This is a genomic window from Moritella sp., assembly GCF_033791185.1.
Classification (GTDB): Bacteria; Pseudomonadota; Gammaproteobacteria; order Enterobacterales; family Moritellaceae; genus Moritella.
This window is the reverse complement of sequence record NZ_JASJHF010000316.1, coordinates 12,081-28,545: the sequence shown is the minus strand read 5'-3', so window position 1 is coordinate 28,545 and position 16,465 is coordinate 12,081. Positions and strand designations below refer to the sequence as shown.

The following is a 16,465-nucleotide window of genomic DNA, read 5'->3' as shown; positions in this document are numbered from 1 at the left end:
TCACTTCTCCCCAAGTTCAGCAGTTAGAGGCACAGGTGAAAGGACAGGAACGCAATTTAACCACGGCTAAGCGTAAGCACTGGGCACCTTTGGTGACAGCCAGTCATGTATACATTGTTCGTTTTAAACAAACAAGTAGTGTTCAAGACAAATCGTGATGAAAATCATAAAATATAATTATAGCGCTCACTTAGCAGTATCATTAACAACCTTATTTATCGTCATGAAACTCCTTCATCTTCTCTAGCCGTTTTTTAATGTGAAGCAGTGTGCAAAGCGGCATCATATCTCGACTTAATGGTATTAAAGAGCAGCTAAGTCACCTATTTTGACCTAATCTATTAAGTGTTACCATAATTTTTGGAGCGATATATGGAAGCTAATAAACGGCATTTTCAACGTGTTTTATTTGACCATCAAGCGACTCTTAGCAGTAATAACCAGCAATGGCCAACAAACGTCATAGACCTCTCATTACGTGGATTATCTTGCACAAAACCGCGAAATGCGACATTCAAAATTGATCAGCTATTAACCTTATCAATCACGCTAACAGAACAACAAGTCATTATAATGGAAACAATTATTATCCATAGCGAAGAGCATTCGCTTGGCATGAAATGTACACGAATAGATATTAATAGTATTTCGGAACTTCGACGACTGGTACAACTTAATTTAGCCGATGAAGCACTATTACAGCGAGATATCGACCAATTATCACGATCCATGCCCAAACTATAAATAAACTCGTAATACCTCTCATTTTTCCAGCTGTATCTATGTACTTAATCTAATCAAAACAGGGTGATTTAAAAAACAATCGCCCTTAAGTGGCAAATTAACAAACCTCTGACATACTTAACTGTGACCAAACTCAATATTAATAAACATTTTCGAACTAACGGAAAGAGGTATTTAAATGAAAAACAAATTACTCATTGCTGGTGCTATTGCAACCACTGCTCTTCTTGGAGGCTGTGCTAATAACAATGCCGATGTAGAAAAAAGCGTTGGTAGCTTAAGTTCTCAAGTCAGTAAATTAACCTCCCAAGTACAAATGTTAGAATCTGAACAAGGAAGCATGAAAACAGAACTACAATCGGCGACGGCTGCAGCTCAGCAAGCTTCAGAAGAAGCGCAACGTGCTAATTCACGTATTGATAATATAGCCGCATCCTATAGTAAATAGAAGTGAAGGCCAATTACGTTAGGCTAGCTAATTTGTAGCTAGCCTTTTTCTAGTGAATAATTTTATTTTATATGAAATACTTTCTGCAGCTTAAGAGGTTATTTACTTATCATTAAATGCTTATCTTCATTGGCAATCCGTAATGCAATAACAACGCCTTATTAACCGCCATTACGTCGATCCTATCTTTGTCTTGAAATTTATCCATAATCTCGCCAGTATTTAGATTATCTCCCAGAGATTCAGAGGACAGTGGCGAATGCACTTCTAACATATAATGACCATTAGGCTCTACAGCAAACTTGACTGGTTTATTGATAATCGTTACAGGCTCATTGGTGGCTACATTATGGTACAACCATTCGATGTCATCAGGATTCATTCGAATGCAACCAGCACTGATACGCATACCAATACCAAAATTTTGATTAGTACCATGAATCAGGTAATTACTATAACCGTACCCTAGTCTTAATGCGTAGTTCCCTAATGGGTTTCGTTCACCAGCTGCCATTTTTTGCGGTAATACAGTTTTATATTTTTTTAAATATTCATCTCGTGTAGCTTTAGTTGGTATCCAAACGGGATCTTTAATTTTACTTTTCACAAAACTATTCATTTGCGGTGTTTTGCGTCCCTCTCGCCCTATACCTACTGGAAAGACATGCACGTCATTGGTGTTTTTAGGAAAATAGTATAATCTCAATTCTGGCAAGTTAATTACAATGCCTTTATATTCCGTATCCGGTAATATCATCGATGTTGGTAACTCAATAATTGTTCCAGGTAACGGTAAGAATGGGTCAACCGTTGGGTTTGAGGCCATTAGACCAATAAGTCCAATATTGTATTGCTGTGAAATGGCATGTAAATAATCACCTTCTTTTATTTCATGCTGTAAACGCTGGCCGATTAGACGAGAACCGGGCTCAGGTAAAGAATATACTTGCGAGTAAGCAGGTGTAAGCAGCAATAAAGCGCTAATAATAGATAACAGTTTTAGATTCAGTCTAAACATAAGCATACTTACGCCCTAATTTGTGTCTTATAGCGTAAGTATAGGCTTAATAATACACAGGTATGTTCAGCGTCGATGTTTAGTACGGTATAACATCAGCCCCATTAATATGAGCAAAGATGAATAGCTTACCCCTCCTCCTTTTTTACCATTATTGCTATCATTGTCATCTTTATTCTCAGCAGCAAAGATATTTTGATTAAAGGTCGGATTAGGTTCTATATAAACTCCTGTTTTATCAACCTCGTCGGTGATCCAAGTCTTATAAGAGCTTACTTGCGTATAGACATCTGGAAATAAATCATAAGCGCATTGTTTAGTATTACCAAAGCTAACAACTCCCGCTAATCGATAACCAAGATCATCGTCACTTTGTGCGAGCTTGTCTTGCCATATTAGTGGACCACCAGAATCACCATTACACGAACCACGTTTAATCTCATTAGCACAAATGTAATTATCTTCTCGGCCGTTCCAGCCCCACGTTAACGCACAACTACGATCTGTAATACCAGTGACAATGGCTTTCTGCAGAATGTCTGTACTTTGTGAGGCGTCTGTAGATGTCCGACCCCAGCCTGAAACCAGCAGATTATTGCCAACTGCCGCATCAAACTCTAAATCCGCATCAGATTGTAATTTTTTATTCATTAATTTAATTGGCTGTGCGGGTAACACTGCAGGCAAGGTTAATTGTAACAATGCAATATCGTTGATGTTGAGCGTTGGGTTATAGCTTGGATGTACGACAACCGTGGATACAGTATTGCGAACCATCTCTCCTGTCGATGAGCGGTCGATACTACCAGAGTACACGGTAACTTTACTGGGAATAACAGCCACAAAAGATGAATCGTCAATATTAGCATTTAGGCAATGTGCGGCAGTTAAAACCCAAGTATCCGTAACTAGAGTCCCCCCACATGCATAAGTACTCCCATTTACGCCTATGTTTAAATAGACTTGCCAAGGTAGTTCTAAAGGTTTGCTATTAACTCCCCCCACTACATAAGGCTGTATCTCAGGCTCAGTTAAAACGATTTCATCTGCATAAGCACTTAACGAGAGTGTTATACCGGTAATTGCAATTATTTTAGCTAGCATCAAATTTATCTCTCTTAAGTTGTCCACACACTAATCGTAATGAACATTTCCTACTCAATATTTTATAGCTAAGTATAGTTGTAACCAAGCATAAATATTAACTAATTCGACCAAGCTTGAACCTGTAACGCTCGAACTTAAAAAACATAAATCATGCTTGAATCACTTTCATTCTGGAAGAAAATGATTTTTAAGACATTTTATGTCAACTAGTGTAAATAATAACCAAAGGCAATTGACGCCCACGATACCATTGCTATGATGCAAGCTTAGTCAAACACGTGTACGACATATGTATTAATTGAAGGGATATAATGAAAAATATTTTAACTGTTCTAATGATGGTATTCGCTTTCTCATTAGCGGCACCTGAAGTTCACGCGAAAAAATTCGGTGGTAGTAAGTCTTTTGGTAAAAGCTACAAGACAGCACCACAAAAACAAACACCTGCGGCTGCAACACCGGCTAAACCTGGTATGAGTAAAAAAGGTATGCTTGGCGGTATGCTTGGAGGCTTACTTGTTGGTGGCTTACTTGCATCAATGTTTGGCGGCGCTTTTGAAGGCTTACAGTTCATGGATATGATCATCATGGCTGGTATCGCATTCTTGTTATTCCGTTTGTTTAAAGGGATGATGAGTGCTAAGGCTGCAGCACAACAGGGACAAGGTTCACCGCAAACGGCTTCAGGTCCAGCATTTAGACAAGAAGCACAACCAGACGCGACATTTAACTCAGCAAGCCAAGGTGGGTTTGCAGGTTCAAATAATGACGTACCATTTAACCTACCTGCGGATTTCGATTTAACTAACTTCTTAACGGGTGCTCGTAGCCATTATAAGACGTTACAGAAAGCTTGGAACGAAGATGATTTAGTAACAATCCAAGAATATGTTTCTATCGAATTATACAATGAGTTACGTGTAGAACGTAAAGCACTTGAAGGTCAACAACACACAGAAGTGATGTTCCTTGATGCAGAGTTAGTACGTGCCGATTCAACAGCATCACTTTCACAAGTCAGTGTTCAATTTAATGGCCGCTATCGTGATAGTCATGAAGACGTCGAAGCTGACATTAACGAAGTATGGCATTTAGAACGTAATTTAACGCAGGCAAATGCGCCATGGTTAATTACAGGTATTGAGCAATAATCGCGCTTAATCTCTAATTTACTAATAAACAGGCGGCTAATCACCGCCTTTTTTGATCTTGAAAATCAAGGATCATGCCTATCCCAGTTTGCATCTAGCGAATTAAAGTTAACACTGCTATGATCGACTCATAAACGAAACTTATAGGAATTCAAAAACATGGCATCACTACAAGAGCAGCTTTTAAACGCCGGCTTGGCCGATGAAAAAAAAGCCAAAAAAATTCGTAAAGAAAAGAAAAAAACCAATAAAGCAGTACGCAAAAACCAACAAGATGCTGATACTAGCTTGCAAGATGAGATTAAAGCTAAAAAAGATGCACAGACCAAGTTAGATAATGAACGTAATAAAGCAATTCAAGAACAGATTGAGTTAAAGTCTGAACATGGTAAAGTGAAGCAAATGATCCAGCAGCTTCATATCACTGATTTTAAAGGCGAATTATCTTTTAATTATGTTCTTGATAATAAAGTTAAGACATTGGAAGTTGATCAAGCAAGCTACAACGCCCTAACCAAAGGCCAAATTGGTTTGTGTGTACTGGAAGGCAAATCTTATGTTATGCCAAGTATTGCTATCGACAAAATCAGAGCCGTTGATGAAGCATACGTTCTGGTATTAAACGAAAATACCGCAACAGAAGTTGACGAAGACGACCCATACGCAGATTTCGAAATTCCTGATGACTTAATGTGGTAAGCACATAATAACTTGGTCACTGTTATCTCCCTGACGTTTATCATCAATCGATGAACTGTTTAGGGAGCTAATAAAATGGCACTTCGAACCAAGCTATTTTTGTTAACCTTATCAGATCTGGTTATTAATCCCGCTCAAAAGCAGACTATTTGATCCAAGCCATGAATAAACCTATCTGTTTATAAGACAATCTCATATAATTTATATTATCTACCTTACATGAGTGATAGCCTTGTTAACTGAGAAAATTACTGCTGATAAACTTGTTCCTGTCTTTGATCTTAGCTCGCGCTGCAAACTTGAAGAGTTTGATACAGTTACGCGAGATCAATTATTCCCCCAAAATAATGAGCTATTTTCACTATTCCATGAGACTGCAACGGCTAAGTTACTTGTAGCAACCGATTTTGATGGCTTTGACCACTTAAAATCATTCTCAGATATATTGCGAAATATGTCGCATAAACGCGCTAAATCAATTTGTTATATTGAAGATATAACAACAGTTGGGCGTGCACGTGCATTTGAAATTTGGCGTGATAAAACAGAACTGTTTAAGCAACTAATTGAACAGATTATTGCTACTGGTAAGTGTTCAAATGAACAGTTAAATACATGCCTTATTAAAGCATACCCTAGCATTTTACCACTTTTGCTCAATCTTAATGAGTTTAATGTTGAGTATGCGTTTAAGATACTAGCCGATGAGCATACAGCCGGATCTAATATCGTTGATGCCACCAATCTAAACCAAGCAACATTGTTTGGTAACCTAGATACCTTGTACAAAAATAACAGCTATACGAGTAACGTAGCGCAGTTAATACCGGGTCTGCTGCATCAAGCACATGGCGGTTATATTGTTATCAAGATTGATGAGTTAATTATTAACTCCGCTTTATGGTATCAGTTAAAATCAGTGATCAAACAAGGGACTTTAAGCTGGAGTTCGAGTAACCAAACGATCCAAACAGAACTTAAACCAGATCCAGCTCCGCTTGACGTTAAAGTTATCTTACTCGGCGATCGATTAGCCATTAGTCAATTGACTGACGGTGATCGAGAATTATCAAGTCTCGCTACGTCGTTCATTGATTTCTCTCCTGAGTTCAATATTACCGAACAAGATATCGCTAACTATATCGGTTATATTAAATTACTCCTAGCTGACTCTAATTTGCTGCCGCTGTCTGACTGTGGTCTAAAACGACTATTACAGTTAAGTAGCCGTTGGTGTGAACATAATAACTATCTCAGTCTTAACGAAGCTAAATTAACAACCTTGTTAAACTATTGCCATCAAATCGCATCGGCTAACAAGTTAAAGTATATTGATAGTAACACCTTAAATAGGGTGTTAAAACTTCAACACGAAGCGCTTAATGGTCATATTCGTCTAAGTAATGAAGGCATTATTGAAAAGCAAATCATCCTCGAAACGGATGGCAACAAAATAGGTCAAATAAATGGCTTATCCGTACTTGAGATACATGGCCACCCAGAAAGTTTTGGTGAACCGATTCGCATTACGGCAACGGGACATTTAAATGGCGATGGCGATATATCTGATGTCGAACGTAAAGCAGAATTAGCGGGTAACATTCACGCCAAGTCAATGATGATTATTCAGGGCTTTTTCACCCATACTTTTGCAAAACCATTGCCTTTACCAATTAGTGCCAATTTGGTATTTGAACAATCATATGGTGAAATTGATGGTGATAGTGCGGCATTAGCGGGTACGTGCGCTTTGTTATCGGTACTCGCACAGAAACCAATAGCCCAAAACTTGGCTGTTACTGGTGCTATCGATCAATTTGGTACTGTACTTGCCGTTGGCGGCATTAATGAAAAACTGGAAGGTTTTCAGCGCATCTGTGAACTCAATGAGCAAACTAATATCGGCGTTTTAATTCCCGCGGCTAATATAGTTAACTTAAATTTAAGTGATAAACTGATCGACGCCGTTACCAGTGGGCAGCTTGCCATCTACCCTGTTACGCACATAGATGAAGCCATTGAGCTGTTGATGGGGATCAAGGCTGGAAAAGTAGACGAACAAGACAGCCTTTACAACATTATTCAGCTACTCGCTGAAGAACAAGATGATAAATTAGAAGATAATGACACTTGTTTTGTAACTAAAATTAAACAATTGTACGCTAAAATTATCGGAAAACAGGGATGTAGCAACTGATTGGACTTGTTAGGCGTACAGATGTACGCTAAGATGGCTCCAAGAAAACAAGGATATTATTATGATAAATGAATTAGAGGTTGAAGTGGTACCTATGTCAGCAACTGAGCGTAATAGCTTCGATAAAGAAGATTTAGTTAAATGTGGTAACGGCGAGTTATTTGAATCTGATATTCGTCTTCCAAAAGACAATATGCTGATGATGGACCGTATTCTAAACATTGATAGCACAAGCGGTGAATTCGGTAAAGGCGAGATCGTTGCAGAGCTAGATATAACACCTGATTTATGGTTTTTTGACTGTCACTTCGACAGTGATCCGGTTATGCCAGGCTGCTTAGGCTTAGATGCAATGTGGCAATTAGTTGGCTTCTTCCTAGGTTGGAATGGCGCAAAAGGTAAAGGCCGCGCTCTGGGTGTAGGTGAAGTTAAATTCACAGGCCAAGTGCTGCCAACGTCAAAAAAAGTAACGTACAGAATTGTGATGAAACGTGTTGTACTTCGTCGTTTAGTAATGGGTATTGCTGACGCTGAAATGCTTGTAGATGGTAAAGTAATTTATACTGCGAAAGATCTAAAAGTAGGTTTATTCCAAGACACCACTGTATTCTAATTCAAGCTAGATACGATTTTAATTAAGCCCCTATTTGGGGCTTTGTTGTATTTGTTAATCAATTATTTTATGAAGAGCCCTGTTCCTCGGATCTCTTGTGCCTCACGCCATCCACCTAACCATTGACCTCGCGAATCAGCGCTTTGAAATGGACAAACTTCATTTGAACGACCTGCTGCTCCAGCTTGATAACCTTTCGAATATGCTCTTTCCAAACGATCTCTCTTCTGTCTCTTCATTCTAGATTCCTCAAAAAATGTATAACTTAAAGCTGAGACTTTCCATGCCTCTATTAATTAATAGATTAAGATATTCAACAAATCAATTAAAAAAGCCACAGTAATTGAATTACTGTGGCTTTGAAGAAACAAAAGATGACGTTTAGGGTTTAACTATTAACGTTTAAAACGGCGGAATAAAAGCAGCATTGTAGGTAATAATACAAACCATCCCATACCAGCCCCGTTACGCTCATAATCTTCTTCAGCTTTAACAGGACAGTAAGATGTCGTTGACAAATTAGCTAATTCATCAGCTTTAATTGTCATTGAAAATACTGCAGGATTAGAGCCTGTTTTGTTCATATAATTGGCTTCAGTTTTATAATCAAAGCCATTGGCAACAACAACAACGTCACCTGCAGAGTCAGGTTCGCTAATACTAATAGCATTGCTTAATCTGTAAGTAATGTCATTACCATCTGCAATTTGCTGTTGGCAGTATAAATCATCTAGATAAGATGACTTTTCATTTTCATAGTTATAGATAAATGCACTTTGGAACCGAGGAGCGCCATCCGCAGTCGGCGTTGTTTCACCGCGTGCATCACGCCAACCAACAGCGAGGCCGACATTATTAATTTTACTCACTTGCGAGCTAGCCCCTTTAATCGGGTTAGCTTGAAATGGGTAACGGGTCTCTTGTGTTTTTATATCATACGTATAAAAATCAGTTACATAACTTCTATTTTGAGGTTGGTTATAAGTACGATTACCTACCGTAATAAATGATTGTAATTCATCCGTACCAGTTGCAGGCCCCATTGTTTTAGTCGCTTTGACATAAACAGTGTCAGTAATATCTATCGCAACTGTATCTCGAAGAATGTCATCATAATCACTGCCAGAATCTGTCTTAGGTTTTGTGATCTCAGTCATTGCATAACTGACTGTATCTTTACCTGTTACAGTTGGCTTAAATAGTGTCGCGCGAGCACGGCCACCACTGGTAGATGAATAGATCTGTTGAGTAGAAAATCCGACAGCAAAACCAGAGGTATTAATAGCATAAGCATTGGCAATGAATGTAGCATCACCACCGGTATTCAACCATGTGGTTTTAGAATTATTAGAAAAATAAGCTAAACCATTGCCTGTTTCATCCCAATAACTCGCTTGTAAGTCAAATCCAGGGCAATTATAGAGATCATCATAATCATAACGATCGTCATCAATTGGATAATTAAAACAATAAGTAAAACGATCTTGATCATCAGCATTAGCCCACTGAACACTCGCTTGACCAACAATTAATTTTTTATCAAAGCTATTAGTTGGTACCGTAACCGAGTTAACGCTAACGTTTGTAGCATCATGGGCGGAACTGAACCCCTGCTTATCCGCAAATTCAGGTTTTAACTCGATATCGTTATAAAAGCCTCTTCGAACGACTTTAGCACTTGAATCTGTAGCGTAGCCGACTTGATCTACACCAGAAATTGCCGTTATTTTTCGTGATTCCTTCAAGTTTGATGGCGCTACTTCCGTGTCATTAACAGCACTTGTTGTTTCTGATTCGTAACTACCGTTATAACCATTGTAGGTATTTAAAATATTACGACGCCATACAAATAGGCCATCACTATCGTCAACGCGATCGGATTTAGAACCACCCCAAATCATCTCACAAATATCTGAGTCATAAATACAGTAGTCATTCTTCTTGGATGTATAAAATGCGTATGTCCAAGGTGCACCAATATCATATGTAAATTGTTGTGCATATTTATGAGTGTAGGTTGCTGTACTAGTCGCTGTACCTGACGTGTCCATCGCTGAAACGTATGGACCAAAGTCATGTTCTCCACTGCTGTCTACAACAATAGCGGTGGTTGAAGCCACCGCAGTTGTACACAATACGAGACTAATAATCCCTGCTAACTTAGTCTTTTTTAAAAGCATTATGTTTAATTTTCCTTAGCCTTTCATTTCTTCAAGTTCTTCCCAACGAGCGAAAGCAGTCTCTAGTTCCTGCTCTTTACTAGCAAGTTTTTCAAGCATCACTTTCGATTCATCCGATGGCTTATTAAAGAATTCAGGTTGATTAATTTCAGCTTGCAATGTTTCAACTAGTTCTTCGAGTTGTTCCATTTTTGCAGGCAGTTTATCGAGTTCAACTTGTATATTGTAAGGCAGTTTTTTTGTCTTCACGGCCTTAACTGGTTTCGCTTGTTTTACAGGCGCTTCTACAACTGGCTTCGCTTTTGGCTTAGCAATCATAGATTGTGTATTTGCTTGTTGATTCTTAGCATCATGGTAACCACCAACAAAGTTAGTGATGTGACCTTTACCATCAAACATCCAGCAACTTTCTACTGTGTTATCAATAAAGTTACGATCATGGCTTACTAATAATAACGTACCCTGATAATTGGCAAGTAATTCTTCTAAAAGTTCCAATGTTTCAATATCTAAATCATTGGTTGGTTCATCCATAATCAAAAGATTCGATGGTTTTAGGAATAATTTAGCTAATAACAGACGGTTACGTTCACCACCAGAAAGTACTTTTACTGGTGTACGAGCGCGTTGCGGGTGGAATAAGAAATCTTGTAAATAACCAAGTGCATGACGCGGTTTACCATTAACTACAACTTCTTGTTTACCGTCAGCTAAGTTGTCGATTACTGTTTTTTCAAGATCTAATTCAGTACGGTGTTGATCGAAGTAAGAAACTTCTAACTTAGTACCACATTTGATGAAACCGGCTTGTGGTTGTAACTCTTCAAGCAATAACTTGATTAATGTACTCTTACCACAACCATTTGGACCAACGAATGCAATTTTATCGCCACGCATAATGTTAAAGGTAAAGTCTTTAACGATTTGCTTGTTCTCGTAACCGTAAAATACGTCTTCGCCTTCAAATATGCGTTTACCTGAACGTGAAGTTTCATCAACAGAGATCTTCGCTTTACCTTGTACTGTTAAGCGCTCGCTACGTTCGTTTCGCATTTCTTTAAGGGCTTTTACACGACCTTCATTACGGGTACGACGGGCTTTAACACCTTGACGGATCCACACTTCTTCTTGTGCTAAACGTTTATCGAACAATGCATTTTGTTCATCTTCTACGCGTAATGCTTCTTCTTTGCCCACTAGGTATTGATCATAGTTACCAGGGAAAGACATTAAGTTACCGCGGTCGATATCAATGATACGTGTAGCCATAGAACGAATGAAGCTTCTATCATGACTTACGAAAATGATTGTACCAGCGAAGTCTTTTAAGAATTCTTCTAACCAAAGAATAGATTCGATATCCAAGTGGTTTGTTGGTTCGTCAAGTAATAGAATGTCAGGCTTGCTTGCAAGTGCACGTGCTAATGCCGCACGACGTAACCAACCACCAGATAAATCATCAAGTAACATGTCAGCATCTAAATCTAAGCGTGTTAATACTTGTTCAATGTTTTGTTCAAACTCCCAACCGTTACGGTTATCAAGTTCTTCTTGTAAACGCATCAATTTGTTTAATGCTTTTTCACTGTAATCTTCACCAACTAAAATTGCTTGATGATGATAGTCTTTTAACACTTGACCGATGTCCGCTAGACCACCCGCAACAAAATCAAAAATTGTAACACCACTTACTTTAGGTGGATCTTGCTCTAGACGAGAAATAACAGCATCTTGCTCTACTCTCAGTACACCATCATCAAGTTGGATTTCACCACCAATAACTTTCATCATTGTCGATTTACCTGCACCATTACGACCAACAAGACACACTCGTTCTCTTGGTTCAAATACAGCATCAGCATGGTTTAATAACGGCAAGTCGCCAAAGGCAAGACAAGCATTTTGTAACGTGATAACAGCCACGGTATTTCCTTAATAAATAATTCAATTGTCTTTCGGTAAACTCTTTAAGGCACCAAAGAGACAAACAGTTAGTGGTATTCTAACATAAAGTTATAAAATAGAAAAAATCCGAGCGATAACAATTACCTTGTAATTGAAACCGCTCGGATTTAGTCACATAAATCAGTCTTGTGCGATAAAGTTAGCCAATTCTGTACTATCAAATGGCCAACCAATTTCTCTATCAGTCACATTGTTCTTAATAACAGGGATACGAATACCATAACGAGCAACGTCAGCTTCCACATGAATGATCTCAACTCGGGTCATCTCATTGACGAGACCTTGGTCTGTCACAATGTCCCAAGCCTGTTCACACAAATGACAGCCTTCCGTAGTATAGAATGCGTATTTAGTCATTATGCTACTCGTTCTACCAACCAACAGTTACTGATATTTTTGTTACGCGCGAAATCTTTCGAACGGTTTTGTTCAGTAATATTAGTTGCTTTAAGGCCAAGTTTTTCTAGCCCTTCAAAATCTAACTTAAAGTTACGTTTGTTGTTCGAGAATACCACTTGACCACTAGCAGAAAGGATGTTTTCTAACCACGTGAAGAGTTGGATATGATCACGCTCTACATCAAAGCTGTCTTCCATACGTTTCGAGTTAGAGAACGTTGGTGGGTCAATAAAGATAAGGTCAAATTTGTCTTCACAACGAGCTAGCCAAGCCAAGCAATCCGCTTGCACAACTTCATGCTTACGCATGCTAATGTTGTTTAACGCAAAGTTACGTTTTGCCCAATCAAGATAAGTGTTCGACATATCAACAGTAACTGAAGATTCTGCACCACCTAAGATCGCGTGAACACTTGCACTACCTGTATACGAGAATAGGTTTAAGAAACGTTTACCAGCACTCATTTGACCTACCATACGGCGTGTTAAACGGTGGTCGATAAACAAACCCGTATCTAGGTAGTCTTTCATGTTTACTTCAAACTGAGCGCCATATTCATTTACTGTAAATACCGACTTAACTTGTTGTAATTTTTCATACTGATTCGCACCCTTTTGTTTCTGGCGCACTTTCAATACTAATTTATTCGGATCAATACCCGTCACTTCCAGCGTTACTGCAACAATATCCATGATACGTTGTTTGGCTTTTTGCTCTGGCACGTCTTTAGGTGCTTTGTATTCTTGTACTACAATCCAATCATCATATAAATCGATAGCGGCATTGTAATCAGGTAGATCAGCATCGTATAAACGGTAACAGTTTACTTGTTCTTTTTTAGCCCATTTAGTTAACTGCTTGATGTTTTTCTTTAAGCGGTTACGGAAATCGTCAGCAAAACCAGGGGTCATTTGTGTTTCAACGTGTGCTTTAGCTTGACGCGCAACTGATGAGATCTGATAAAGCTTAAGGAAACACTCTAATGCACCGTTGAATAATTTATATTGCTTATTTGCGCGCATGCCTAAACGAGAGAGTAAATCAGGGTTTGATGAGAAGAATGCAACATTCCAACCAGCAAATTCACTCTTTAAGCGTTCACCTAAGACTTGGTGTAATACGATTAGTTCAGGTTGCTCACCCATACGCTCACCATAAGGAGGGTTACAAATTAATGTCCCTTCACTGGTGAAATCATTAACTAGGTTTTTAGCGTCACCGACTTCTAATTCAATAACATGTTCTAGGCCAGCCGCTCGCACGTTGGCTTTAGCTTGGTCAAGTACACGCCAGCTTTTATCAAAACCGTAAACTTTAAGATCAGTGTTTGCGATATTTTTACGTGCTTGATATTTAGCTTGTGCAACCAGTTCTTCCCAACCTGATTGATCAAAATCATTCAGTTGTTGGAAACAGTAACGAGAACGTAAAATACCTGCGGGTACTTTAAGTGCCATTAACGCCGCTTCGATAAGTAGAGTTGCAGAGCCACACATAGGGTCAACTAATAGACCATCAGTATATCCAGTACGCTTAATAATAGCGGCCGCTAAGTTTTCTTTTAGCGGTGCAGCACCCGTACCTTGACGGTAACCACGTTGATGTAAACCATTACCACATAAATCGAGAGATAGTGTCGCTTCTTCACGACGAATGTGCAGATGAATACGTACATCAGGATCGTTTTTAGCCACATTAGGACGATCACTCATACTCTTTGTAAAGCGATCGACAATACCATCTTTAACTTTCAATGCACCAAACTGAGTATCACGAATACTGTCGTTGGTACCCGAGCAAGATACAGCAAAGGTTTTATCTATATCGAATATTTTTTCCCAATGCATGCCCGATACCGCAAGGTAAAGATCCAGTACATCGAAAATTTTAAAAGTTTTTAATTGCAAGGTAACTCGAGACGCTAAGCGGCTCCACAAACAAATTTTATACGCTGTTAATTGAGTCGATTTAAATGCGACACCAGCCATGGTTTCACGACAGTCTTGTGCGCCAAGTTCAATTAGCTCTTCTTTAAGCAGAAGTTCTAAACCCTTAGGAGAAGAAGCAAAATAAGTGTTGAGTTTAGTCAATTTGAAAGCCTATATTATTTCGAGATACTTCCTGATAAAAAAGAAAGTAAGCAATGTGATTATTAATGGGTGCGAACTATACCACGCAGCATTATAGTCGCATAGTCATGTTGAGGAAATTATTAGATAAACAGGAGGATTATTGAAGGATTAAGCTATGCCATGATCTGAACGAAGGAAAATGAATCATTTGGTAAATGTTTTGCAACTGTATTTTGAAGTAGTACGCGATCATTCATAACACGAATAACTTCAAATTTATTTAATTTTTTAGAATCAGAAAGTTGAACGCTTGTATCTAACAACATACAGGTCGATACCCGATCATCTGCTTCAAGTATCACACACTGAATATTCACCCCTTTTAATGACAAGGTAATAATATCGCCAGTATTAAACGAAGCGTCAGAGTAATGATAATCAAAGAACCAGCTTTGTGGCATTTTTATTTTATGAAAACGTAAGTTAGTTACCGCGTTTAACGCGATTTGTACTTTCTCAGGCACACTAAAGTCTAAATCTTTAAGTGCTTCTAAGAAATAGTAATAATAACTTGAATCCTCAGCGCAAAAGTTAATACGGCCTTTGCACAAATTATTCATGTTTCGCTTATCTAAATGGCAAGACATTGCAAGTCCATCGGATAATTGAATAACGATGAATTGACTTGCACAGTCATACTGCCAATACCACTTATTGCTTGGTTCTAGTAACATCCTGATACCAGTAGTGTAATTAACTATCCGTTAGTTTAACTACACCCTATCCATATGTAAATACCCATATCAGAAATATAGACTAAAACCAAGCAAAACGTTACAAACTTTTTACAATGTTTTTAACTAATTTAGGGCCTTTATAGATAAATCCACTATATACCTGTACTAATTCTGCACCAGCAACAAATTTTTCTTTTGCTGCCACAACAGAATCAATACCGCCTACCCCTATGATAGGTAATTGACCATCAAGTAAAACTGCTAATTTACGTACAATTTCAGTGCTCGCGTGTTGAACTGGACGGCCACTCAAACCACCAGCTTCACAAGCATGTGGCATATCATGGACTAATGTTCTATCTAATGTCGTGTTTGTTGCAATGACACCATCCATTTTATATTTAATCAGTGATTCAGCTACTTGAGCTAGCTCATCATCGGTTAAATCCGGTGCAATTTTAACCGCTAATGGCACATACTTCTCATGAGTCTTGGTTAATTCAGCTTGACGTTCTTTAAGGCTACTTAATAAACTATCAAGTGCTTCACCGTATTGAAGAGTTCGTAATCCTGGGGTGTTTGGTGACGAAATATTAATGGCAATATAAGAAGCGTATTGATAAACCTTATCCATACAAATTAGATAATCGTCGTTCCCTTTTTCGATTGGTGTATCTTTGTTTTTACCTATGTTAATACCTAAGATACCTTTATAATTTGCACCTTTAACATTTTCAACTAATTGATCCACACCTTCGTTATTAAAGCCCATACGGTTAATAATCGCTTCCGCTTGTTTGATACGGAATATACGCGGCTTTTCATTACCATCTTGTGGACGTGGCGTCACGGTACCAACTTCAATAAATCCAAAGCCCATTGCCGCAAACGCGTCAATACTTTCACCATTTTTATCTAAACCCGCTGCTAAACCGACTGGGTTATCAAAGGTAAGTCCCATTACCGTCACAGGTTTACTCGGTAATTTCTGCGCATATAAGCAATTTAAAGGAGTAGAGCCAGTTAATTTTAACCCTTTGATTGTTATTTCATGCACTACTTCCGGGTCTTGCATAAACAAAAATTCACGTGCAATACGATATAACATTTTCTATTCCTCATAAAAAAGCACTGT

15 protein-coding genes are annotated in these 16,465 nt (G+C 38.4%); 6 read left to right on the top strand and 9 right to left on the bottom strand.

Annotation, left to right across the window (positions count from 1 at the left end):
- Positions 1-372 precede the first annotated feature (372 nt).
- Positions 373-744: a PilZ domain-containing protein gene (locus QNK26_RS18050; protein ID WP_319225457.1), complete on the top strand. Its 372-nt coding sequence runs from the start codon at positions 373-375 to the stop codon at positions 742-744.
- Positions 745-922: 178 nt separating this feature from the next.
- Positions 923-1,192, top strand: coding sequence for an Lpp/OprI family alanine-zipper lipoprotein (locus tag QNK26_RS18045; protein ID WP_319225456.1), 270 nt, complete (start codon positions 923-925; stop codon positions 1,190-1,192).
- Between the two features lie 112 nt (positions 1,193-1,304).
- On the opposite strand, the gene QNK26_RS18040 is transcribed toward QNK26_RS18045, so the two are convergent.
- Entirely contained in the window at positions 1,305-2,216 is a 912-nt protein-coding gene (locus QNK26_RS18040) for a L,D-transpeptidase family protein (protein WP_319225454.1), read from the bottom strand.
- Between the two features lie 60 nt (positions 2,217-2,276).
- Positions 2,277-3,314 (bottom strand): serine protease, encoded by a 1,038-nt coding sequence (locus QNK26_RS18035; RefSeq protein WP_319225453.1) that lies wholly within the window; start codon positions 3,312-3,314, stop codon positions 2,277-2,279.
- A gap of 314 nt (positions 3,315-3,628) precedes the next feature.
- Between QNK26_RS18035 and QNK26_RS18030 the strand changes: the two genes are divergently transcribed.
- The 4 genes from QNK26_RS18030 (at position 3,629) to fabA (ending at position 7,977) form a co-directional block, all read left to right on the top strand.
- Positions 3,629-4,468, top strand: a complete 840-nt coding sequence (locus QNK26_RS18030) for a Tim44 domain-containing protein (RefSeq protein WP_319225451.1) — start codon at positions 3,629-3,631, stop codon at positions 4,466-4,468.
- 159 nt (positions 4,469-4,627) lie between these two features.
- On the top strand, positions 4,628-5,167 hold the full coding sequence (locus QNK26_RS18025) for a DUF2058 domain-containing protein (protein ID WP_319225450.1): 540 nt from the start codon (positions 4,628-4,630) through the stop codon (positions 5,165-5,167).
- Positions 5,168-5,399: 232 nt separating this feature from the next.
- Complete coding sequence (locus QNK26_RS18020; protein ID WP_319225448.1) at positions 5,400-7,364, top strand: AAA family ATPase; 1,965 nt, start codon at positions 5,400-5,402, stop codon at positions 7,362-7,364.
- Positions 7,365-7,458: 94 nt separating this feature from the next.
- The gene (gene fabA / locus QNK26_RS18015; RefSeq protein ID WP_319225458.1) at positions 7,459-7,977 is read left to right on the top strand and encodes a bifunctional 3-hydroxydecanoyl-ACP dehydratase/trans-2-decenoyl-ACP isomerase; all 519 of its coding nucleotides are present in this window, start codon (positions 7,459-7,461) and stop codon (positions 7,975-7,977) included.
- Between the two features lie 62 nt (positions 7,978-8,039).
- On the opposite strand, the gene rmf is transcribed toward fabA, so the two are convergent.
- From rmf to pyrD, 7 genes are all read right to left on the bottom strand, one after another.
- On the bottom strand, positions 8,040-8,216 hold the full coding sequence (gene rmf / locus QNK26_RS18010) for a ribosome modulation factor (protein ID WP_211686039.1): 177 nt from the start codon (positions 8,214-8,216) through the stop codon (positions 8,040-8,042).
- 156 nt (positions 8,217-8,372) lie between these two features.
- Positions 8,373-10,157 (bottom strand): DUF3466 family protein, encoded by a 1,785-nt coding sequence (locus QNK26_RS18005; RefSeq protein ID WP_319225446.1) that lies wholly within the window; start codon positions 10,155-10,157, stop codon positions 8,373-8,375.
- Positions 10,158-10,172: 15 nt separating this feature from the next.
- A complete protein-coding gene (locus tag QNK26_RS18000; protein WP_319225445.1) occupies positions 10,173-12,080 on the bottom strand; it encodes an ABC transporter ATP-binding protein in 1,908 nt (635 codons plus the stop codon).
- A gap of 162 nt (positions 12,081-12,242) precedes the next feature.
- Positions 12,243-12,479 (bottom strand): glutaredoxin family protein, encoded by a 237-nt coding sequence (locus QNK26_RS17995; RefSeq protein ID WP_319225443.1) that lies wholly within the window; start codon positions 12,477-12,479, stop codon positions 12,243-12,245.
- Positions 12,479-14,611 carry a bifunctional 23S rRNA (guanine(2069)-N(7))-methyltransferase RlmK/23S rRNA (guanine(2445)-N(2))-methyltransferase RlmL gene (rlmKL, locus tag QNK26_RS17990; RefSeq protein WP_319225442.1) on the bottom strand — a complete coding sequence of 711 codons (2,133 nt, stop codon included), beginning with the start codon at positions 14,609-14,611 and terminating at the stop codon, positions 12,479-12,481. The genes QNK26_RS17995 and rlmKL overlap by 1 nt, the downstream gene beginning before the upstream one ends.
- Positions 14,612-14,766: 155 nt before the next feature.
- Entirely contained in the window at positions 14,767-15,327 is a 561-nt protein-coding gene (locus QNK26_RS17985; RefSeq protein ID WP_319225441.1) for a cell division protein ZapC domain-containing protein, read from the bottom strand.
- Between the two features lie 100 nt (positions 15,328-15,427).
- Positions 15,428-16,438, bottom strand: a complete 1,011-nt coding sequence (gene pyrD / locus QNK26_RS17980) for a quinone-dependent dihydroorotate dehydrogenase (RefSeq protein ID WP_319225439.1) — start codon at positions 16,436-16,438, stop codon at positions 15,428-15,430.
- Between the last annotated feature and the right edge of the window lie 27 nt (positions 16,439-16,465).